Origin of the sequence: Peribacillus sp. V2I11 (genome assembly GCF_030817135.1) — a bacterium.
Classification (GTDB): domain Bacteria; phylum Bacillota; class Bacilli; order Bacillales; family DSM-1321; genus Peribacillus; species Peribacillus simplex.
This window is the reverse complement of record NZ_JAUSYW010000001.1, coordinates 480,469-501,458: the sequence shown is the minus strand read 5'-3', so window position 1 is coordinate 501,458 and position 20,990 is coordinate 480,469. Positions and strand designations below refer to the sequence as shown.

Below are 20,990 nucleotides of genomic sequence, written 5' to 3'. Positions count from 1 at the left end.
ATGAAACATTTAAAGAAAAGGCGGTTGCTTCTGCTTTCTTGTACAATTGCCATCATTTTATTTGGGGTTTGGTTTTCCACATCCAATATGTATAAGTTTGCAAAAGGCTACTTTCTTTACAAGACTCATGCTCCAAGCAGCCAAGTGAATGAAACTGGACAGAAACCACCAAGTAGTGAACCAATAAGTAAAAAAACAACAAAGAAAGAGCTATATCCTGTCCGCCCTAAAACGGGCGAAGAAATCGGGGAACTGTATATACCAAAACTAAAAGCAAAACTCCCTATTTTCCATGGTACGAACGAGGATGAATTGGAAAAAGGCGTTGGTCACTTTGCAGGAAGTGTACTACCAGGTGAAAATGACAATTCCGTTCTTTCCGGTCATAGAGATACGGTATTCCGTAAACTCGGGCAAGTTGGCGAAGGAGATTTGTTGATTGTAAGAACATCGGCAGGCGAGTTCACATACAAAGTCAACAAAGTTCGAATTGTGGATGAGGATGATCGCACCGTAATCGTACCAAAGCCACGGGCAACGCTAACCGTCAGTACCTGTTATCCCTTTGATTATATCGGGGCGGCACCTGAACGCTATATACTTGTCGCGTATTTGTCTTCAAAAAAAGTAAGTTAATAATAAGCAACTTTTTATTACATGTTCTAAAAAAAGAGTCCCGATAAGGTAAACCTTTATCGGGACTCTTTTAATTTCCAATTCTTCTTATATGAGACGAGATTATTGCCAATTTATTATATTGTCAAGCTATCCTTATTGCTCAAAGTGCTCGATATAGCGGATTTTAATATTTTATGATGGTAAATATAAGAGCCGGCTATCAATATATATCCGATAATGAAAAGCAGCCATCCACTGGCAGGGTCGCCCACTGAGATGCTTGAATACATAGCACCCGTCAAATCAAAAACAAAACCGGCATAAGCCCATTCCTTAATTCTCGGAAAACCTGGAATGAGTATTGCCACGACACCTAATAACTTGGCAATCCCAATAAAGGGTAGGAGGTAGGTGGGATAACCTAAATGATCAAATAAAGCGACTGCATCGGGAACAGACATTATATCCGGAATAGAACCTAAAACCATTAGTGCCACCAAAAGCCCTGTGAAAATCCAATATATAATTTTTATTTTTTTCATATATTCTCATTCCCTCCCTTAGATTTACATTTTAATCATATTCCACTTTCCTTTTTTTAATGCACTCTATTTTATTGAAATTCAACAGTTGCAGCGCGATTCTTTAATCAGAATCGCACCACGACTGTAGGCTAACTCGAAGAAAAGCGAGTTTGCCTGCAGTTTTTTCTTAAAAAATATTCAGTTGATTTCAGAAATCCGCTCCCTTTCCAATGCCAATAGCAGTGGTGGTACTTATTATTCGTCTGTTGAAGAATGGAAGAAATTATATCCCTTCTTAGGTTTTAGGCGGATATAGAAAACGGAGGAACTGTGTATGGAGCCAAAAGAAAAATCTCTCATTATTAAGGATGAAAGAGAGCTATTTCTAAATGATGGATTTACAACAAATTGTTTTATCTTAGAACCTAACTCATTTAATACAATTATCCTTTCATAGATTAGGGACGAAAACTAACAGGAGAGGTCTTACTCTGGGTAGAGAAAGACCTCTCCTGTTACCGTAGGAAAGATATTCAGACATCTATCATCTATACTTTGATATAAATTAGCTTGTAGTAACATTTAAGAAATGTTCGATCACAATTGAAACAGCGCCTAATGCAGGTGCATTTCTTCCTAATGAAGAGGGCAATAGTTCACACGTACTTTCTAAATGAGGATGTACCCTAGAAGAAACCTCATTCTTAATGGTATTTAACACAATCGGGTGAGATTCGATAATGTTATTTCTCAGAATAATAGCCTGTGCGTCAAATGTATTGAGAATATTAGTTAAGCCAATACTGACGTAGAAGCCAAAGTTCTGGAGTGCATTCAAGACGGCCACATCATTTTTATTTGCACGTTCAACAATTTCTTTTCGTAACATATTCTTTTCGTCTATAGAAAAAGAATCCAGTAATGCTTTTTCTGAAGCATATAATTCCCAGCAGCCTCGGTTCCCACAGCTGCATTTGGGGCCGTTAAAGTCTATCGTCATATGACCCATTTCTCCAGAAAAGCCATTTACTCCTTTATATAATTCATTATTGATAATAATCCCGACTCCAATACCTACGTTAATACTGATGTAAATGATGTTTTCAAAGTTTTTAGTAACCCCAAACACTTTTTCACCGCATGCGCCAGCATTAGCCTCATTTTCAACAAAAACAGGTACATTGAACTCGCTTTCAATTAAGAGTTGCAAATCTTCAATATACCAATCCAAGTTGGGCATAAAAATAATTTTTTGATTGCTATCCACAAGACCTGGTACACAAATACCTATTCCCACCAGACCGTAAGGAGAGTCGGGCATATGACTTATAAAATCATGAATAAGTGCAAACAGAATTTCTTTCACTTCACCAGCTGAAGGACTAGACAAGTCAGAAGCCTTCTCAAGGATAATGTTGCCTTCTAAATCGGTTAGAATTCCATTGAGGTAATCAACACCTATATCGATGCCAATTGAATAGCCTGCATTTTTATTGAAAATAAGCATCACAGGTCTTCTGCCACCTCTAGATTGTCCTGCTCCAATTTCAAAAATGAAATCTTTTTCAAGTAATGTATTTACTTGGGAAGAAACAGTGGATTTATTTAACCCTGTAATCTCAGAAAGGGTTGCTCTTGAGATTGGAGAATTTTTTAAAATTTCATTTAATATCAACTTTTGATTCATTTTCTTTACTAAAGCTTGATCTGCTATCGGAATGATAATCGCTCCTTTGTTTTACCATTGAACTAAGTGTTTTTTTATTTGCAATTAAAATCCAGTATGGAAATTGTATATTTCATATTATAACTAAATTTTCTAAAAAAAACATTGAAATAAATATTTATTTTGTATATCATGAAATGAAGTTAGTTTATTGGTGCAACAAACTTCCCGGAATAATACTTTTAAAAATATTAATGGGGAGTTTTTCACTTTAATTAAAGGGGGAAGTAACACATGATTCAAACTGATACTAATAAAATTAATTATTTTGAAAGCGTAAACAAAGTCTCTTATGAGGGAAAAGATTCTAAAAATCCTTTTGCTTTTAAATACTACAACCCAGAAGAAGTAGTTGGTGGTAAAACAATGAAGGAACAATTACGTTTCTCAGTTGCTTACTGGCATACATTTACAGCTGATGGGACAGATCCTTTTGGTGCAGCTACGATGCAAAGATCATGGAATAAATATGATGGAATGGACTTAGCAAAAGCTAGAGTAGAGGCAGCTTTTCAACTTTTTGAAAAATTAGAGGTTCCTTTCTTTGCGTTTCATGACCGAGACATCGCACCAGAAGGGATCACATTAAAAGAAACGAATAAAAATCTTGATGTAATCGTTAGCATGATTCAAGAGTATATGAAAACAAGTAACGTAAAGTTATTGTGGAACACAGCTAATATGTTTACAAATCCTCGCTTCGTTCACGGTGCAGCTACTTCTTGTAATGCAGATGTATTTGCTTATGCAGCAGCTCAAGTAAAGAAAGGGCTCGAAACGGCAAAAGAATTGGGAGCAGAAAACTATGTGTTCTGGGGCGGCCGTGAAGGTTATGAAACACTGCTCAATACAAATTTAAAGTTAGAGTTAGATAACTTGGCTAGATTTATGCATATGGCTGTAGATTATGCTAAGGAAATTGGATTTACAGGTCTATTCTTAATTGAGCCAAAACCAAAGGAACCAACAACGCATCAGTATGATACCGATGCAGCTACGACCATTTCGTTCCTAAGACAATACGGATTAGATAAACATTTTAAACTAAACCTTGAAGCTAACCATGCTACTCTAGCCGGGCATACGTTTGAACATGAATTACGTGTAGCCAGAGTTCAGGGCTTCTTAGGATCAGTGGATGCAAACCAAGGTGATCCTCTTTTAGGATGGGATACCGATGAGTTCCCAACAGATTTATATTCTACAACTTTAGCAATGTATGAGATCCTGCAAAATGGAGGATTAGGTAGTGGAGGATTAAATTTTGATGCTAAAGTGCGCAGAGGTTCTTTTGAACAAGAAGATTTAGTATATGCTCATGTGGCAGGGATGGATGCGTTCGCTAGAGGTTTAAAAGTGGCTCATAAATTATTAGAAGATCGTGTTCTTGAAAACATCATTGATGAACGCTACAGCAGTTTCAAAGAAGGAATTGGTCTTGAGATTGTTGAAGGAAGAGCCAGCTTCCATACACTGGAGCAGTATGCATTACAAAATCCATACATTACGAATAAGTCAGGAAGACAGGAACGATTAAAAGCCATCTTAAATCAATATATTTTAGAAGTTTAATATAACAGAGAGTAGAAACAATTTCTGCTCTCTTTTATAAAAGTGGAGGAATCAAGATGAAATATATTATTGGAATTGATCTAGGAACGAGCGCTGTCAAAACTGTTTTAGTTAATACAAAAGGTGAGATCTGTGCAGAAACTTCTAAAAATTACCCTCTTCTGCATGAAAAAACAGGATATAGTGAACAAAATCCAGAGGAGTGGATTCAGCAGACTGCTCGTGCTTTAAATGAGTTAATCTCCAAATCCGATGTAAGACCAGAAGATATAGAAGGAATTAGTTATTCTGGACAAATGCACGGTCTAGTACTGTTGGATAAGAATCATAATCTTTTACGTCATTCTATTTTATGGAACGATACAAGGACGACAGCACAATGTCATCAGCTATATGAAATGATTGGTGAAAAGCGTCTTTTAGAAATAACAAAAAATCAAGCTTTGGAAGGGTTTACACTACCTAAGCTGCTATGGGTTAAAGAGCATGAACCAGAAATATTTGATCAAGCAGCTGTATTTATGCTGCCTAAAGACTATTTACGCTTCAAAATGACTGGCTCGATTCATAGTGAATATTCCGATGCTGCCGGTACATTATTGTTGAACGTGAGTGAGAAAAAATGGAGCGAAGAGCTTTGTCAATTAGTGGGCATTGATATCAGCATTTGCCCATCGCTAGTGGAATCTAGTGAATGCGTGGGAACAATAAATGAAGAATTCTCTCAAAAATCCGGGATAGCATTATCGACTAAGGTATTTGCGGGTGGAGCTGATAATGCTTGTGGAGCAATTGGAGCTGGCATTCTATCATCAGGAGAAACGTTATGCAGCATCGGAACATCTGGTGTCGTACTTTCTTATGAGGAGCGAAATGATAGAGATTTTGGTGGGAAAGTGCATTATTTCAATCATGGAAAAGAAAATGCCTTTTATACGATGGGAGTTACATTATCTGCTGGCCACAGTTTAAGTTGGTTTAGAGATAATTTTGCTGAAAATGAGTCATTTGAAGAATTACTGGCTGATATAAACAATGTTCCAATTGGCTCAAATGGGCTTTTATTTACTCCATACTTAGTTGGGGAACGAACACCACATGCAGATGCAACTATACGTGGAAGCTTTATAGGAATGGATGCTTCCCATAAAAAGAGGGATTTTACAAGGGCAGTTATTGAAGGAATTACCTTCTCATTAAATGAATCAATTGAAATTTTTCGAGAAAATGGAAAAGATATTACGTCTATTGTATCAATTGGCGGGGGAGCAAAAAACGATAGTTGGCTTCAGATTCAAGCAGACGTTTTTAACACAAAAATTATAAAGCTATCTACTGAGCAAGGACCGGCGCTAGGGGCTGCCATGTTAGCCGCTTATGGCTGTGGGTGGTACAACTCATTAGAAGAATGCGCAGATTTATTCATTGGTTCTTCAAAAACATATCATCCTAATTTAGGAAATGTTCCAGTGTATCAACAACTTTATGCTTTATATAAAGAGGTATATTCCCAAACAAAAGACTTAAGTGAAAAGCTGAATCAATTTAGCAGAAAGTAACAGGTTGCATTCGAATCATGCATCCCTTTCTTCGAAAAGGAGATTAACATGAAAATAGAAGAGGGAATTTTCGGTGAAATAAATGGAGAAATGGTAAAGTCTTATACAATCATGAACAATCAAAACATAAAAGTAACCTGTATTGATTTTGGATGTACGATTACCAGAATCGATGTACCAGACAAAGAAGGAAATATAGAAAATATCGTGTTAGGATTTGATTCTGCAGAAGATTATTTACATTATTCCCCTTATTTTGGTGCAGTAATCGGGCGAGTGGCAGGGAGAGTTAATCCAACAAGCGTTGATGTAGAAGGGTTTACATACCACCTCCCTGAGAATGAAGGGGGAAATCATTTACACGGTGGACCCGATGGATTCCATAGCGTGGTCTGGAAATCCTCTACTAGTGAGAGTGTAGATGAGGCTAGTGTGACATTTACTTATATGAGTCCTGATGGAGAAGCTGGTTATCCTGGAAATCTTGAGGTAAGTGTCGATTACACTCTCACCAATAATAATGAACTTATAATAACCTATCATGGTATTTCAGATAAAAATACGTTATTAAATTTAACCAATCATACTTACTTTAATCTGAGTGGCAATTTAAAAGAAGATATCTTACAGCATGAATTAACTATGAAAAGTGAAAAGTTTTTAGAGCTTGATCCGTCTTTACTCCCTACAGGCAATTTAATAGACGCTGAACATACACCTTTTGATTTTAGAACAGGAAAGCGAATTATTGAAGGAGCAAAATCCACACATCAACAAAATGAAATAGTAGGAAATGGGTATGACCATCCATTCTTATTAAGTGAAAATCATCAAAAAGAAATTTGTTTGGTTAATCCATCTAACGGACGGAAAATGATAGTGGAAACAGATGAGCCATATGTTGTTTTATATACGGGAAATATGCTAGAAGATACTTTTCGAATTAGAGGAATTCCTTGTCAAAAGCATCTTGGCTTATGTCTCGAAACGCAACATCCGCCAAATGCCATTCATAATCAGCAATTACCTTCTATTTTATTAGAAAAAGATAAAGAGTATCATTCTAAAACTCGTTTTACTTTTACCGTCGGTTAAGAACCTTTGGTTTGCATTGGTTTAATGTTTTTTTAGTGAAATGAAAATCTATAATGGAAGGGAGGATAAAAGCAGTTAGTAGAATGGGTGAGGGAAGAGAGAGCCTTCTTGTCCATTAATTTTGAAAGCGCAACCAAAAGTATGCGCTTTTATAATAAATAGACTTTCTCCCAGCCCGTCATTCTTAACTGTTTTTAGTAAAACATGAAGCAAAAACGAAACTCATTATATATCTTTTCTATTACCTTAGTGGCAGCAATTGGAGGGTTACTGTTTGGATATGATACAGCTGTAATATCTGGAGCTGAAGAATCGTTAAAGGTTTATTTTATCGATAGCTTAGGGTTAGGCTCTTTGGCACATGGCGTCACCGTATCAAGTGCTTTAATAGGATGTATTATCGGAGGATTAATATCCGGCTATTTTGGATCAAGACTAGGACGTAAAAAATCACTTATACTTGCAGCGATTCTTTTTATAGTATCAGCATTAGGTGCTTCTTATCCTGAATTTTTATTTTTTACAAAAGGTGAACCAACACTTTCTTTATTGCTAGCTTTTAACTTTTATCGAGTTATAGGGGGAATTGGTGTTGGATTAGCGTCAGCTATTTGTCCAATCTATATAGGGGAAATTGCTCCGGCAGATATTCGCGGCAGATTGGTATCATTTAATCAGTTTATGATTATTTTTGGTATGTTAGTCGTTTACTTTGTAAACTGGGGTATTGCAAATGGTGAAACGTTAGAATGGATAAATGATGTAGGATGGAGATACATGTTTGCATCAGGAGCTATACCAGCTTTACTCTTTGCGGTACTTTTGTTTTTAGTTCCTGAAACACCTCGCTATTTGGCAATACAGAATCAAGATCAAAAAGCTTTAGCTATCCTTACAAAAATTAACGGATCTTCAGAAGCGAAAGCGATTCTGGGTGATATTAAAAAAACGACTGCTATCAATATTTCTTCTGAAAAATTATTCGCTTATGGAAAATTGGTTATTATTGTAGGTGTACTGCTTTCTGTATTTCAACAATTTGTAGGTATAAATGTAGCCTTATACTACGCTCCGCGTATCTTTGAAAGCATGGGAGCAGCTAAAGATTCTTCTATGCTGCAAACCATTATTATGGGATTGGTAAATGTTATCTTTACAGTTATCGCGATTTTAACAGTTGATCGATGGGGAAGAAAGCCTTTATTAATAGTAGGTTCTATTGGAATGGCAATTGGAATGTTTGGTGTAGCAAGCATGGCTTTCTCTAATATTATTGGAATGGGGACGCTTGTATTTATCATTATTTATACAGCTTCATTTATGATGTCGTGGGGACCAATCTGCTGGGTGCTGATTTCAGAGATTTTCCCTAATAAAATACGAGGTCGGGCTGTAGCAATTGCTGTAGCTGCCCAATGGGCGGCTAACTATTTTATTTCTTCTACATATCCTATGATGATGGAATATAGTGGGGGACTGACATACGGTTTCTATGGTTCAATGAGCGTGCTTTCTGCCTTATTTGTTTGGAAAATGGTTCCTGAAACCAAAGGCAAGACTCTTGAACAGTTGGAGAATATATGGAGAAGAAATGTCAAAAATTCAGAAGATAGTCAAATTATTTAAATAGTAAAGTTCACTTAAACTGGACACATAAGTGGATAGGTATAATATAAACGGAAAACTCAATTAAATTTTTTTCTTATTGTTGGGATAGTAAGTATTGTTATTTCAGATGTTTTTATCGGAGCATGGACAGTTGGACAACAACAAAGAGCAAATTTCTTCAATCCAGTGAGGATTTCATCCATATAAACAAGTAAAAAACTATCCAGTTGATTGGAAAGGAAGGAATGAGACTCCTAAGGGAAACGCGTGTCCAAGGGAGAGACCCCAAAGGAGCAAAGGGCATCCGCGGTAAGCGAGTGCCCTACGTACTAATCATTTTACGAACCCTTAAAAAAACGTTCCAGTTGTTTGACCCTTTGAAGTATGGCTTTACCTCATAAAAATGTTTATTGTCTTAAAAGAATTGATAAAAATGACGCATATGCCGACACAGGAAATCGTGAGGAGTGAATACATTAACTTTAAGTCTTTCAATATAATAATTCCCGCAATTACTATGAGTGAATCAATAATAAAAATAACGATTCCAGGATTAGTTGCTGTGGTTTTAGAGATTAATAGTGCTAACAAATCCACTCCACCGGGGCTAATATGTTGTCTCAACATAAAACCAACACCAATCCCAATCGTCATTCCACCGATAATGGCACTCGTTATGATCGGTAGATGAACCAAACCGTTTAGTGGTGTTAGCCAATCAATAATGGTTGAAGTAAAAGCTAACCCAAGGATGGCATTGAAGAAATAAGACTTATCGTATAGAAGAGATAGAAGGTATATGGGAATGTTGATCATGATCATGGTATGTCCAACCTGGAATCCCCAAACATATTTAATTAACAAACTTATTCCAAATATCCCGCCATTAATTAGATGGATGGGGATTATAAAAAGGTTAAGACCAATTCCAATGCAAAAACTTGAAAAAAGCAGAGTAATAAACTTTTTCATAAAAGCATTCCCCTTGTCCAAATCATTATCTTAAAATATATGAGAGGAATCTAAATATATACTTAACTGATTGGAAATTACGATTACTATTTGTGTATTGTTGGTTTTGTTCTTCAGATGATATTCTGAAATTTTGCTTAGTGCAGCAGGATTAAAATAAAGGCCGTTTCCTTGAGGCCATGAAGAAATTAAGGCAAAAAAAAGAGACACTCATAAAAAGTGTCTACAGTTTTTTTGCTTGTACAAATTTGGACGTTGATTTCCACTTCAGGCACTCGCTTTCCGCGGGCGGTCCGGGAGCCTCCTCGGCGCACTTGCGCCTGTGGGGTCTCCCTTGGACTCGCTATTCCCGCAGGAGTCTCGCACCTTCCGTTCCAATCAACTATGTTTAAAAATTTGGATAGAACTCCTTTTGTCTACAAACTGAGACACTCATAAAAAGTGTCTCTTTTTTTGCCATTTATATGTCTCCATGGGGAAAGTCAGTTTAATATAAGAATTTTTTATACCTTGGAAAATAGGTTGAATTTAGCCTTGTTTATTCAAGCTCTTTTTTTTGATAGGCGTTTTGTAATAGTATCTTCTTGCGGTGAAGTTTGCCGTATATAAAAGGCCAGTATGAATGCAACTATGGTCAAACCTGTTGCTATCATGAATGCATCATCTACCCCCATTACGCTGCCTTGTTTAATGGCCATTGCCATTTGTGATGTATTATCTGGTGATATGTTCCTTTGAGATAAGATTTCCTGAACATGCTTCGTTCCCTGGTTTGTCATGATGGAAACAAAGAATGCCATGCCAACAGCACCTGCTACCATTCTCAATGTATTGACCATTGCTGTTCCATATTTATTTAGGCTAAGTGCCAATTCATTTAATCCAGCTGTGAAGATAGGCATCATCAGTATCGACATTCCGAACATTCTAATAGTATATACCCACACCACATAAGAATAAGACGTATCTGTTTCAAGCCGAGTTAAAAGATAGGTTGTAATGATAGTGATGGCAAGTCCGCTCACCGCAAGCCATCTCGCACCAAATCGATCAAAAAGCTTACCTGTGATAGGAGACATGATCCCCATTAAAATTCCGCCAGGCAATAGCATGAGACCGGATTCCATCGGAGTGAACCCACGGATATTCTGCATATAGATTGGCATGATGATCATTCCAGAGAACATACCCATAGTTGCGATGATGTTGATAATTGTCGTTAAAGTGAACATCCGATACCGAAAAATCCTAAATTCCAAAATAGGATGAGATACAGTAAATTGCCTCCAGACAAATAAAACTAAACTGATTCCTCCAACAAGGAACATCGTCAGTACTTCGGGACTGCCCCAGCCCTTGGTACCGCCAGTAGCAAATCCATATAGAACTCCGCCGAATCCGATAGTGGATAAAATTACACCCATTTTATCGAGTTTAGGCCGGCTGGTTTTCCCTACTTTTTTAATGATGAAAATGGCAAAGATGAAGTCAAGCAGGGCAAATGGGAAAATGATAAAAAACAGAACCCGCCAAGAATAGTTTTGTATAATCCATCCTGATAACGTCGGTCCTACAGCGGGAGCAAAATTCATCGCGATACCAAATATCCCCATTGCGAAGCCGCGTCTGTTAGGTGGAAATAAAGTGAAAATCACATTTGTAATCAAAGGGAATAAAATCCCTGCACCTGCAGCTTGAACCACACGTCCGATCAATAGGACGGAGAAGCTGGGGGCAATACCACATAAAAAAGTCCCTAATGCAAAGAGTCCCATCGAAGCAAGATATAATTGTCTTGTATTGAAACGTTCCATTAAGAAAGCAGTGATAGGGATGACAATCCCATTGACCAATAAGAAGATTGTAGTAAGCCAGTTAGCTGTTGCAGCCGATATTTCAAAATGAGTCATTAATTGAGGCAATGCGATATTAATTAAAGTCTGATTTAAGAAAGCGACTAGAGCACCAGCTAGCATCACCGCAAACATGGGGCCAGTACGAATTTTAGTGGTTTCTGTTTTGTCGTGATTCATTATTATGGCACGTCCTTTCCGCTAGGGCAGTACAAATTGTACTGCCTGCAATTTTTAAAAGTTATAGAAACTAATTCGTCTCACGAAGTTTTAGTGTAAACCAAACTATATTTTCCAATAAAATACACCATCTTAAGGAGATTCACCTCAATTGAGGGCTTTTGGAGGCGTTTATTCTTTATTAACAACTCACTTGACAATATTCAGGATATATTCTCTTGTTTAGGAAATACCCCAGTTTAACATCCATCTACAGGTATATCATATTCAAACAATAATCACCAATATTATACTTACTTTATGGTAAAGAGAAACAAAAATCCGATTTTTACCTCCAAGCTTACCGCTATCGATTACGAAGGCACGCTGTTCCTCCTAATTATATATAAATAATCTAGGATTTAAAATTGTGGTGGCCACTTTAGGTGAAAATGGTTCACTTGCTATGATGGTATTCAAAATTTATCAATGCGGTGTACTCGAAGCGGATATGGTGGATACTATTGGGGGATTCCTGGATGATACCTAATTCCCGGATTTTAAGAAGTGAAGGTAATACCAGCACCAAAAGATGTTGCAGGTCATCTCCTCATTGATGAAGGAAGTCCCGTTCTCGAACTTGTGCGGCTCATGAATGTAAATGATCGTCCGCTTTTCTACGGTACAGCTCATTATTCGTTAATTCGTTTTCCGGATTTGGAAAAGAAGATTGCAAGGGATGAATCAACTTATAAAATCCTTTTGGAAGATTACCATACAGAAATAGTCAGTAACGATATAATTATAGACGTGATTGGTGCTACAAAAAACTATGCTGAATTTTTAGAATGTGATATTGGCGCCAATTTATTTAGAATATTAAAGATCGCTTTCGATGCAAACGACCAACCTGTGCATCTCTAAACGTTCATGTGTGAAACCAACAAGGTCAATCTGACTGTTCATCGGGCAAAATAGGTCATGCCAAATTATTGGCATGACCTATTTTGAAGTTTTGAAAAATGTTTTCAAACTAGCTGTTATAACTCATGAAAGAATTGCCGAAGCAACTGCCTTAATGAATTGAAACTTTTAAGGTCAATCAGACACTCAACTCATTTTGATTTGGTGTATTACTCCTTCAACTCTCCTCTTCCAAAACTTCTTCTTTGATCCTTGCATATAAAATATCCTTACAATTAAAACATAAGATTTTCTTGTTATCTAACAGAATACCGTTGAGAAAACCAGCCGTACAATATACATCATGTGCACAGCGAACACAAGAGCCAACTAGTTCATCCATCGATACATCCCCCTATTCAGGAAATGGTATATAGTTTGGTGTTCTATTTTGAATAAAGGTAAAGGCCAAAATCTTGCATAACGGAAGTGTGCCCCATTTGCCGCAACAAGGTAGCTATATTGCCGCGATGATAGGATCCGTGAGTGACAACGTGTAATACCGATTCGGAAATGGAAGTTTCAAGCAACCCAGCATATGGGTTGTCCACGACAATTACCTTTTCCATATCCTCTGTACTCAGAAGTGCTTTGTTTCTTTCGTATAGGTCTATGAATATTTTTTTCATTTCCTCAATACTTTTCTTTTCCACCACTTCTCTTAAATGATTAGAAGATGCCATTGCTTCATCCATACTTTTACCTGAGATAATGTCAAACCACGCATAATCTGTGAGATAAATGTGAGACAACACTTTTGATACCGATGAAAAACCACTCTGAATTTCTTTATGGTAAATATGCTGTGGAAGTTCATTTAACCGATCGATGATGACTCCATTTGCCCACGCGTGATAGTTATACATTTCTAATACTGGCACGGGATGTTTCATTTAAAAAACCTCCATATACACTAGTTTTTTCGTATTGAACAATTTATGCAGTTAGAACAAAAAAATTCAGGTGAATTCAATAAAGTAAGTACATTTATTAATATTCTCTTATATTTATAACAATTCCTCCTAACGGTTCGTGCGCTCATCGCGAATTTCCAATGTGTAAAAAAAGAGGTTTTGAGAAAATACGAACTACTTATCATTCTGATTAGAAAAATGAATAGTTAGTGGAGGCCACATTAGAGTATTTTTTTCTTGCAGGAAAACTGCTCCTTATATCGAACTGATAGTAAAGGAGATGGTATTTTTATGAATCTGAGGATCAAATATAGGCTTTATATCCATGTAGGCGGAAAACTTATTCCAGAACAGTATGACCGATACGAGATACTAAACGTCAGGGAAGGTATAGATCCAAATGATACTAAGGATTACCAAGAGCTTATTAATAAATTGAGTAAGTCGATTAATCGACCCCAAAGTGAATTCGAAATAAAAAACTATGAAACAATGTAAGTGCAATTACGTATTCTAAAATTTTCTCCTTCATTAGAACGAAATTCAAAATATAAAAGTGAAAATATTTAAAGGGAACTTCTGTTTTTTAAAAATGTAGCGTGCTAAATGAGCCTCCTCCCCCTTAAATTAATATAAGGAGGGAGAAGGTGTAATAGTGACCGAAAAAGAAAATCTTTGCCTTAAAAGTACGTTGTAATTCAGCAATATAGTTGAGCTCGTTCAATGCAGAAAACTCCGTAGTTTCAGTCTCATTTTTCTTCTTTACTAGTTTAAAATGTTGTAGTGATCTGAGCACCGCCTGATGAACCTCTAAAAATATGTGATAGATTCAGCACCCCAAATAACGAAGGTGGTATAGGATTGCCCCGGTAGGGCCAAGGAGATACAGACATGATTGATGTTTCATGATAAATAACGCCAATTAAGCGCGCCATTTCTTGGAGCGCTTAATTGGCGTTTGCTCTAAAGTTAGATATCCGTTAAAAATATTGATTACAGCTTATTTATTGAGAAATTGGTTCTGATTTTTTGAATAGTCGTTGAATCGCTTCATCCGTATGGGCTAGCAGTTATATTTCTGAGATCTTAAAAATAAGTAAAAAACTCCTTATTAACCTTGACTTTGTAATATTTATTTCATATTATTATTTATAATGAAATATTTATTTTAATAATAAGAAAATTTACTATTGGTTAGAACAGGAAGTGAATGAGAAGCTGGAAATGATGGTTGGTGGAAGCAATTTCAAAGTGTATAGCTCATTATCTTTTATCTTCTTATGGTCAGGCTGGAGCTGTTGCTTAATCAATTGAATATCTGGGTTTGGTCTGAAAAATATCCATATTTAATAGGAGTTTTGATTAAATTTTAAAAAATCTCTTCTATTATTTATAAATACTCGCATGAAAAAAATCTATATAAAGGGGAAATTAATTATGATACTACACGACAAGAATTTATTATCGGAAAAAACAAAAAAATCAGCTGATTTATTTGAAAAAGCTTGTGACGTGATTCCGGGCGGTGTCACAGCACATATTAAATACTTTCCGCCGCATCCATTAATGATGGAAAAAGGAAAAGGCAGTAAGTTATATGATGTAGATGGCAATGAATATATCGATTATTTATTATGTTATGGAGCTCTTATATTAGGTCATGGTCATCAACAAGTATTTGATGCTGTGACAAAACAAATGTTAGAGTCTGGAACCACCATATTCGGTACGCCACACAAGATGGAAACAACAATGGCGGAAAAATTAGTAGAGTTATATCCTGGTATTGAAATGGTTCGTTATACGAATTCTGGCTTAGAAGCTACACTTCTTGCAATTCGTACGGCGGTGGCTTATACCGGAAAACCGAAATTGGCAAAGTTTGAAGGACATTATCATGGAGGATATGATCAAGTATTAGTGAGTGTTAACCCTGATATGGATCAGGCAGGTAACGCAACAGCTCCTAAAGCGGTAGGAGAATCAAGAGGATTACCAGATTACTATATTGAAAATACCGTCATTCTTCCATTCAATGATTTAGAGTCTACCGAGAAGATTTTACGTGCCCATGCACATGAATTAGCAGGTGTTATTTTAGAGCCAATTCAAGGAGGGTTCATACCTGCTGAACAAGAATTCATGGAAGGACTTCGTAGAATAACAGAAGAACTTAATATAGTGCTTATTTTCGATGAAGTAAAAACAGGGTTCAGGATATCGATTGGGGGAGCTCAAAAAGTATATGGCATTAAGCCGGATATCACCACCTTAGGAAAAGTTCTGGGCGGCGGATTCCCAGTAGGGGCCATTGGAGGTAAAAAAGAAATAATGATGATTACCTCTGCTAGAGGCGGACGAGATATTTTAACAGCTGGAGCAGATAATTCAGATAAACAAAATCCGTTATATCATAGTGGAACATACAATGGTCATCCGACCATTTTGGCTGCCGGTTTAGCAACGATTGACTTATTGGAACAAGAAGGAACAATGGAAGATTTGTTTACTAAGACGCAATCTTTACGTAAGGAACTTGAGAATGTGTATAAAAAACATGGCTTAAACATGCAAACCGTCGGTATGGGCAGTATCTTTAACATGATCTTAGCCGAAGGCCCGATTAAAAATTATCGTGATATGAGCAGGGCAAATACGAAATTAAGAAAAGAGATTGACTATGAGCTATTAAAATTAGGTATTTATACAAAGCCGCTTAATCGTTATTCGATGTCTGTTGTACACACGGAGGAGGATATTCTTCGAACTGTGGAAGCGCATGACGAAGCCATTGGACGGATTCTGAAATAATTCAGCTTAACTGAGTGTTAGATGAAAAGCAAATGGCCCGATCAAAGCGATTTTAATTGATCTGGCCTTTTTTAATTCCACCATGGCACTTGCAATTAACTTGACAAAAAAGGTTGAAAAAACCTATTGTTAAATTATAATCATTCACAAAAAGGAAATAGATACTCTTACAATACATAAATATAAATAAAGGGGCGCTCTTTTTAATGACAAACGTCTATCAAAACATCGCTGGACAAATAGGGGAAATGAGCAAGTCCCACGTGAAAATAGCTACATATATATTAGAGAATCAAACGACCGTTCCTTTTTTTACAGTTGGAAAATTAGCGAAAATGGCAGGGGTCAGTGATGCTACTGTTGTGCGGTTTGCAACCTCGCTTGGCTATTCAGGCTATCCAGAGATGCAGCAGTATATGCAGAATTCCGTTAAGCAGCAGCTGACAACGACAGAGCGATTAAAGATGTCCCAAAAGGTTTACAATAAAGAGTCTTCAGGGGTATACGAAGTTTTCCAAGACGACATCGCAAACATAAAATCCACTATGGAGAAATTGGATGAAGATGCATTCCATGAAGCAGTGAAGTGCTTGTTACAAGCGAGAAGAGTATATGTTATCGCAAACCGCAGTGCCACTTCCCTAGGCGTGTTTTTGGAATATTATCTTCAGATTGTTCTCAATAATGTGGAACTTCTGCAGTCATTGGAGAATTCATCGGAAAAGTTATATAATTTAAGTGAAAAAGATGTAGTGATTGGTGTCAGTTTTGCACGATATACGAAAAGTACAATTCAAATGTTTTCTTTTGCAAAGGAAAAAAATGCGACAACAATTGCCATTACTGATAATTTACTCTCACCACTTATTCCTCATGCGGACATTCCGTTGACAGCATCCAGTCAGATGCCCAGCTTCATTGACTCTTTTGTTGCACCATTAAGCCTGATTAATGCTTTGATCATGTTTGTCGGAAAAGAGAAGCAGGAAGATATCCACGATCGATTAGAAGCCTTGGAAGATATCTGGAGTCATTTTGATGTTTTTCAAAAAAAGAAAATGGAATAGAAAGAAGCCTTACTCTTCCACATTGGAAAAGTAAGGCTTTTTAATTAATCACATAATGATATTCTGCCATAGCTTATTTCAATGGAGGCAAATTACTGGATAGTTTTCTTTTCTCCTCTGCGCTACTGATGTTCTTTTTCCCGAAAAAATGAGTCAACACAATAATTACCCCAGTTAGTAGAAGTGTTGAATATAGTTGGCTTCTTGTAGAATCGATAAAAGCCATGGAAATTAAAATGATGGAAATCCCCAGGATCGTCGCATATGTCAAATATGGGAATAACCACATCTTCACTTTCAGAGCATCAGGATTCTCTCTTTCTAATCTATTTCTCATCCTCAACTGCGAAATGGAAATAACCAAATAAACTAGTAATATAATCGCTCCTGATGTATTAACGAGAAACAGAAAAACTAATTCAGGCGAAACATAACTCATCACTACAGCAATATAAGAAAATATGGTAGCTGCAAAAACAGCTCTGGCAGGTACGCCATTATTATTCAACTTACTAAAATATTGAGGGGCATCCCCTTTTTTAGCTAAAGAGAAAAGCATTCGGGATGTTGTATATAATCCAGCATTTAGACATGATAAAACAGCAGTTAATACGATGAAATTCATGAGGTGAGCGGCAAAAGGAATGCCTAGGTTTTCTAAAACGGCAACAAATGGACTCTGTAATACATTAGCGGAATTCCAAGGAAGTAATGTCACAACTACGGCTATTGAGCCTACATAAAAGATCAAGACACGCCAAATTGTACTATTAATAGCTTTAGAGACAGACTTAACAGGATCCTTTGATTCAGCTGCTGCAATGGTTGCTACTTCTGTACCGGCAAAAGAGAAAAATACAGTGATGACTCCCACGAAGACGGAACTTACACCATTAGGGAAAAATCCCCCGTTTTGTACAAGGTTAGATATTCCAACCGTCGATTCTCCTGAAAATCCGAATATATAAGATACGCCTAAAATCAAAAAGGCGATGATGCTCGCTACTTTAATCATGGCAAACCAATATTCAAATTCTCCAAAGGATTTAACTGAATAGATATTTGTTAAAGTCAAAGCGATTGTCAAGGCCAAAGCAAGAAACCATAAAGGAATACCTGGGTACCACATATTGATGATGGCTGCACCTGCAATCGCTTCAATGGCAATAACGACAACCCATTGAAACCAATAAAGCCACCCAACTGTTGTGCCTGCCCAAGGGCCAATTGCGTCCCGGGCATATTCTGAAAATGAACCACTTGATGGATTGGAAGTGGCCATTTCACCAAGGCTCTTCATAATCAAGAACACTAAAACACCGGCAATTACATAAGAAACCAAGATGCCAGGCCCGACCTTATGTATAGCAGCGCCACTACCTACAAAAAGACCTGCACCAATGACGCCTCCGATAGCAATCATTGACATGTGACGAGAACTGAGTGATTGTTCTAAATCATTCTGTTGTTTTTTCATGTAAGACCTCCCTGAAAAATGTTGTGTAAAAGTTTACAATTACCCCAACCGAACTGGATTGATTATAGTTTACACAATTTTTAGATTTTTTGAAATAAAAAATTCAAAACTATATACTAAAAGAAATAATCATTGCTTAATTAAATGAAATAAAATATTATTAAATTAAACACAGGTTTCTAAAAAATCTGATAATTTTCATTTGCAGAAAAGGATGTGCTTTTGTTGATTAAGGTTGCTGCAGTTCAATTACAAGCTATCCCTGGAGAAAGGGATAAAAATATTAAAAATTGTATAGAAATGGTTGAAGAGGCGGCTAAACAGGGAGCTGAATTAATCGTATTACCTGAACTTTGGGTAAGTGGTTACTATTTATCGAAGGAGCAATTCCAATCGCTGCAAGAGGTTTCGAATGGAGAGACTGTTTCATTATTTCAAAAGCTCGCTAAAGAGTTAAAAGTAATACTCATCGTACCTTTTGTTGAGGGGGAAAATGGAAACCTTTACATATCCTTAGCTGTAATTGAGTCAACAGGGGAAGTCATTGCCACGTATCGAAAATCATTTTTATGGGGAAGAGAGAAGGAAATATTCACTCCTGGTGAGAAAGTCTATAATGCCATAGAAACATCGAAAGGAAAAATAGGTGTTCTTATTTGTGCAGATATTGAATTTCCTGAACCAAGCCGAATTCTAGCTCTTCAAGGTGCAGAACTTATTATTGTTCCTTCAGTATGGAGCTACGGAGCTGAAACAAGATGGGATATTCAACTTCCGGCACGTGCACTCGATAATACGGTTTATATTCTTGGCGTAAATACGGTCAATGAGGGAAGTTGCGGAAAGAGTAAACTTGTTGCTCCGACCGGTGAGGTCCTATGTGAAGCTTCAAGATCAGAGCAGGGTATTCTAATTCATGATGTGGATTTTTCAATTATATCCGAGGTGCGAAAAGAAGTTCCTTATCTGGATGATTTAGACAAGACATTGTGGCCAAATGCTTCGTTATTTGAATTGGAAAAATAGTTTTTTTTCAAAATTCATTAAACGAATTATGTAGGTCTAAAACTAGAATCTTATAAAGTTTATTAAAATCCATTTTTCATTATTAAATGATTAATGGATTTTTTGTTTTATTAGGAATTATAAGCATAATAATTTTTGAACCATGAATTGGCTTTCTCGATTAACGTTAAGCCTATACTAGATTACAATTTTTTCAGTCTAAAGGTCAATGTGTTGATCCCTGTGCAACTACTTTATCCCAATAATAACTATTCATCGGGATGATTATTCAGAAAATTATTGTTTTTCCGAAAAATACACTATATAATTTACCTAATAAACGTTAGGTGGGGATGAATTGAAAAGGCAAGAATTGATAGATGCAGCCCTTTTGCATTATTCACTACATGGATATCAAGGAGCTACCATGAAGAAAATTGCGGATGAAGTGGGAATAAAACCAGCATCCATTTATTTTTTTTATAAAAACAAAGAGGAATTATTTATCGCCGCTTTTCAACAATTACTTGATAACCATTTAGCCGAAATGAAACGAATTTTAGCTAAAACAAGTTCACGATCAGTTGATCAGATTTTTAGTGAAATGCTTCATGGGATCGTTAAGTATCACAAAGATGATGAGCGAGGGACTATGGCGTATATATCGTTAGTTACGTCACCCATTCCAGAAATTAAACTATATTTACAAAAGTATTTGTTGCATTTTAATGACTGGATGGCCAGTTCACTTGAGGATCTATTGAGGCAGAGGTATCCGAGCATTTCCGCAGACGAAGTGGACCAAATCATTAAGCAATTTGTTTTACTCGGGAATGGATTATTCTGGGGTATAAACTTGTATGAGGGAGAAGATTTAATGGAACAAGTTCATATTGCAGATCGATTCATCAGCTCCATGTTTAGTGATATAGAGAGGAAATATGTCCAAAAGTGAATAATCAAAAGGTGAAGTCATAACTATGGCAGGAATGGATTAGTTGCTAAAAGGGGGTGATATAAATAATAAATCATGACAAAGAAATGAAAATGGTTCAGCAGGTCTATTA

19 protein-coding genes are annotated in these 20,990 nt (G+C 36.6%); 12 read left to right on the top strand and 7 right to left on the bottom strand.

Annotation, left to right across the window (positions count from 1 at the left end):
- The gene (locus QFZ73_RS02360) at positions 1-636 is read left to right on the top strand and encodes a class D sortase (protein ID WP_307262502.1); all 636 of its coding nucleotides are present in this window, start codon (positions 1-3) and stop codon (positions 634-636) included.
- A 116-nt stretch (positions 637-752) separates the two neighbouring features.
- Here QFZ73_RS02360 and QFZ73_RS02355 read toward each other — a convergent pair whose 3' ends face one another.
- Entirely contained in the window at positions 753-1,160 is a 408-nt protein-coding gene (locus QFZ73_RS02355; protein WP_251428162.1) for a DoxX family protein, read from the bottom strand.
- A 316-nt stretch (positions 1,161-1,476) separates the two neighbouring features.
- Between QFZ73_RS02355 and QFZ73_RS02350 the strand changes: the two genes are divergently transcribed.
- On the top strand, positions 1,477-1,599 hold the full coding sequence (locus QFZ73_RS02350; protein ID WP_285846936.1) for a hypothetical protein: 123 nt from the start codon (positions 1,477-1,479) through the stop codon (positions 1,597-1,599).
- 108 nt (positions 1,600-1,707) lie between these two features.
- Here QFZ73_RS02350 and xylR read toward each other — a convergent pair whose 3' ends face one another.
- On the bottom strand, positions 1,708-2,862 hold the full coding sequence (xylR, locus tag QFZ73_RS02345) for a transcriptional repressor XylR (RefSeq protein WP_307272535.1): 1,155 nt from the start codon (positions 2,860-2,862) through the stop codon (positions 1,708-1,710).
- 240 nt (positions 2,863-3,102) lie between these two features.
- On the opposite strand from xylR, the gene xylA reads away from it, so the two are divergent.
- The 4 genes from xylA to xylE all read left to right on the top strand — a co-directional run bounded on the left by xylA (position 3,103) and on the right by xylE (position 8,720).
- Positions 3,103-4,440, top strand: a complete 1,338-nt coding sequence (xylA, locus tag QFZ73_RS02340) for a xylose isomerase (RefSeq protein ID WP_307262492.1) — start codon at positions 3,103-3,105, stop codon at positions 4,438-4,440.
- Between the two features lie 56 nt (positions 4,441-4,496).
- A complete protein-coding gene (xylB, locus tag QFZ73_RS02335) occupies positions 4,497-5,999 on the top strand; it encodes a xylulokinase (protein WP_307262488.1) in 1,503 nt (500 codons plus the stop codon).
- 48 nt (positions 6,000-6,047) lie between these two features.
- Positions 6,048-7,094: an aldose epimerase family protein gene (locus QFZ73_RS02330; RefSeq protein WP_307262485.1), complete on the top strand. Its 1,047-nt coding sequence runs from the start codon at positions 6,048-6,050 to the stop codon at positions 7,092-7,094.
- A gap of 204 nt (positions 7,095-7,298) precedes the next feature.
- On the top strand, positions 7,299-8,720 hold the full coding sequence (gene xylE, locus QFZ73_RS02325; protein ID WP_251428173.1) for a D-xylose transporter XylE: 1,422 nt from the start codon (positions 7,299-7,301) through the stop codon (positions 8,718-8,720).
- Between the two features lie 372 nt (positions 8,721-9,092).
- Here the strand turns inward: xylE and QFZ73_RS02320 are convergent, their stop codons facing one another.
- Together QFZ73_RS02320 and QFZ73_RS02315 are read right to left on the bottom strand one after the other, a co-directional pair.
- Positions 9,093-9,674, bottom strand: coding sequence for a YitT family protein (locus QFZ73_RS02320; RefSeq protein ID WP_307262478.1), 582 nt, complete (start codon positions 9,672-9,674; stop codon positions 9,093-9,095).
- Between the two features lie 542 nt (positions 9,675-10,216).
- On the bottom strand, positions 10,217-11,707 hold the full coding sequence (locus tag QFZ73_RS02315; protein WP_307262474.1) for a DHA2 family efflux MFS transporter permease subunit: 1,491 nt from the start codon (positions 11,705-11,707) through the stop codon (positions 10,217-10,219).
- Between the two features lie 546 nt (positions 11,708-12,253).
- Here QFZ73_RS02315 and QFZ73_RS02310 point away from each other — a divergent pair.
- Positions 12,254-12,610, top strand: a complete 357-nt coding sequence (locus QFZ73_RS02310) for a UTRA domain-containing protein (RefSeq protein ID WP_307262471.1) — start codon at positions 12,254-12,256, stop codon at positions 12,608-12,610.
- 217 nt (positions 12,611-12,827) lie between these two features.
- On the opposite strand, the gene QFZ73_RS02305 is transcribed toward QFZ73_RS02310, so the two are convergent.
- Positions 12,828-12,992 (bottom strand): hypothetical protein, encoded by a 165-nt coding sequence (locus QFZ73_RS02305; RefSeq protein WP_307262468.1) that lies wholly within the window; start codon positions 12,990-12,992, stop codon positions 12,828-12,830.
- Positions 12,993-13,035: 43 nt separating this feature from the next.
- The gene (locus tag QFZ73_RS02300; RefSeq protein ID WP_307262465.1) at positions 13,036-13,542 is read right to left on the bottom strand and encodes a DinB family protein; all 507 of its coding nucleotides are present in this window, start codon (positions 13,540-13,542) and stop codon (positions 13,036-13,038) included.
- Positions 13,543-13,854: 312 nt separating this feature from the next.
- On the opposite strand from QFZ73_RS02300, the gene QFZ73_RS02295 reads away from it, so the two are divergent.
- The 3 genes from QFZ73_RS02295 to QFZ73_RS02285 all read left to right on the top strand — a co-directional run bounded on the left by QFZ73_RS02295 (position 13,855) and on the right by QFZ73_RS02285 (position 17,441).
- The gene (locus QFZ73_RS02295; RefSeq protein ID WP_251428189.1) at positions 13,855-14,061 is read left to right on the top strand and encodes a hypothetical protein; all 207 of its coding nucleotides are present in this window, start codon (positions 13,855-13,857) and stop codon (positions 14,059-14,061) included.
- Positions 14,062-15,000: 939 nt separating this feature from the next.
- Positions 15,001-16,374 (top strand): aspartate aminotransferase family protein, encoded by a 1,374-nt coding sequence (locus QFZ73_RS02290; protein ID WP_307262459.1) that lies wholly within the window; start codon positions 15,001-15,003, stop codon positions 16,372-16,374.
- 206 nt (positions 16,375-16,580) lie between these two features.
- Complete coding sequence (locus QFZ73_RS02285; protein ID WP_307262456.1) at positions 16,581-17,441, top strand: MurR/RpiR family transcriptional regulator; 861 nt, start codon at positions 16,581-16,583, stop codon at positions 17,439-17,441.
- Between the two features lie 73 nt (positions 17,442-17,514).
- Here the strand turns inward: QFZ73_RS02285 and QFZ73_RS02280 are convergent, their stop codons facing one another.
- Complete coding sequence (locus QFZ73_RS02280) at positions 17,515-18,918, bottom strand: amino acid permease (RefSeq protein ID WP_307262453.1); 1,404 nt, start codon at positions 18,916-18,918, stop codon at positions 17,515-17,517.
- A 216-nt stretch (positions 18,919-19,134) separates the two neighbouring features.
- On the opposite strand from QFZ73_RS02280, the gene QFZ73_RS02275 reads away from it, so the two are divergent.
- Both QFZ73_RS02275 and QFZ73_RS02270 read left to right on the top strand, forming a co-directional pair.
- Positions 19,135-19,944, top strand: a complete 810-nt coding sequence (locus tag QFZ73_RS02275) for a nitrilase-related carbon-nitrogen hydrolase (protein ID WP_307262450.1) — start codon at positions 19,135-19,137, stop codon at positions 19,942-19,944.
- A 337-nt stretch (positions 19,945-20,281) separates the two neighbouring features.
- A complete protein-coding gene (locus QFZ73_RS02270) occupies positions 20,282-20,878 on the top strand; it encodes a TetR/AcrR family transcriptional regulator (RefSeq protein WP_307262447.1) in 597 nt (198 codons plus the stop codon).
- Positions 20,879-20,990 lie beyond the last annotated feature (112 nt).

What these genes read in the sequence shown, in the direction of transcription:
- QFZ73_RS02330 (WP_307262485.1), top strand. Translation starts at nt 6,048, where the DNA reads ATGAAAATAGAAGAGGGAATTTTCGGTGAAATAAATGGAGAAATGGTA.
- QFZ73_RS02320 (WP_307262478.1), bottom strand. Translation starts at nt 9,674, where the DNA reads ATGAAAAAGTTTATTACTCTGCTTTTTTCAAGTTTTTGCATTGGAATT.
- QFZ73_RS02350 (WP_285846936.1), top strand. Translation starts at nt 1,477, where the DNA reads ATGGAGCCAAAAGAAAAATCTCTCATTATTAAGGATGAAAGAGAGCTA.
- QFZ73_RS02300 (WP_307262465.1), bottom strand. Translation starts at nt 13,542, where the DNA reads ATGAAACATCCCGTGCCAGTATTAGAAATGTATAACTATCACGCGTGG.
- QFZ73_RS02315 (WP_307262474.1), bottom strand. Translation starts at nt 11,707, where the DNA reads ATGAATCACGACAAAACAGAAACCACTAAAATTCGTACTGGCCCCATG.
- QFZ73_RS02280 (WP_307262453.1), bottom strand. Translation starts at nt 18,918, where the DNA reads ATGAAAAAACAACAGAATGATTTAGAACAATCACTCAGTTCTCGTCAC.
- QFZ73_RS02290 (WP_307262459.1), top strand. Translation starts at nt 15,001, where the DNA reads ATGATACTACACGACAAGAATTTATTATCGGAAAAAACAAAAAAATCA.
- xylE (WP_251428173.1), top strand. Translation starts at nt 7,299, where the DNA reads ATGAAGCAAAAACGAAACTCATTATATATCTTTTCTATTACCTTAGTG.
- QFZ73_RS02360 (WP_307262502.1), top strand. Translation starts at nt 1, where the DNA reads ATGAAACATTTAAAGAAAAGGCGGTTGCTTCTGCTTTCTTGTACAATT.
- xylA (WP_307262492.1), top strand. Translation starts at nt 3,103, where the DNA reads ATGATTCAAACTGATACTAATAAAATTAATTATTTTGAAAGCGTAAAC.
- xylB (WP_307262488.1), top strand. Translation starts at nt 4,497, where the DNA reads ATGAAATATATTATTGGAATTGATCTAGGAACGAGCGCTGTCAAAACT.
- QFZ73_RS02285 (WP_307262456.1), top strand. Translation starts at nt 16,581, where the DNA reads ATGACAAACGTCTATCAAAACATCGCTGGACAAATAGGGGAAATGAGC.
- QFZ73_RS02305 (WP_307262468.1), bottom strand. Translation starts at nt 12,992, where the DNA reads ATGGATGAACTAGTTGGCTCTTGTGTTCGCTGTGCACATGATGTATAT.
- QFZ73_RS02355 (WP_251428162.1), bottom strand. Translation starts at nt 1,160, where the DNA reads ATGAAAAAAATAAAAATTATATATTGGATTTTCACAGGGCTTTTGGTG.
- QFZ73_RS02295 (WP_251428189.1), top strand. Translation starts at nt 13,855, where the DNA reads ATGAATCTGAGGATCAAATATAGGCTTTATATCCATGTAGGCGGAAAA.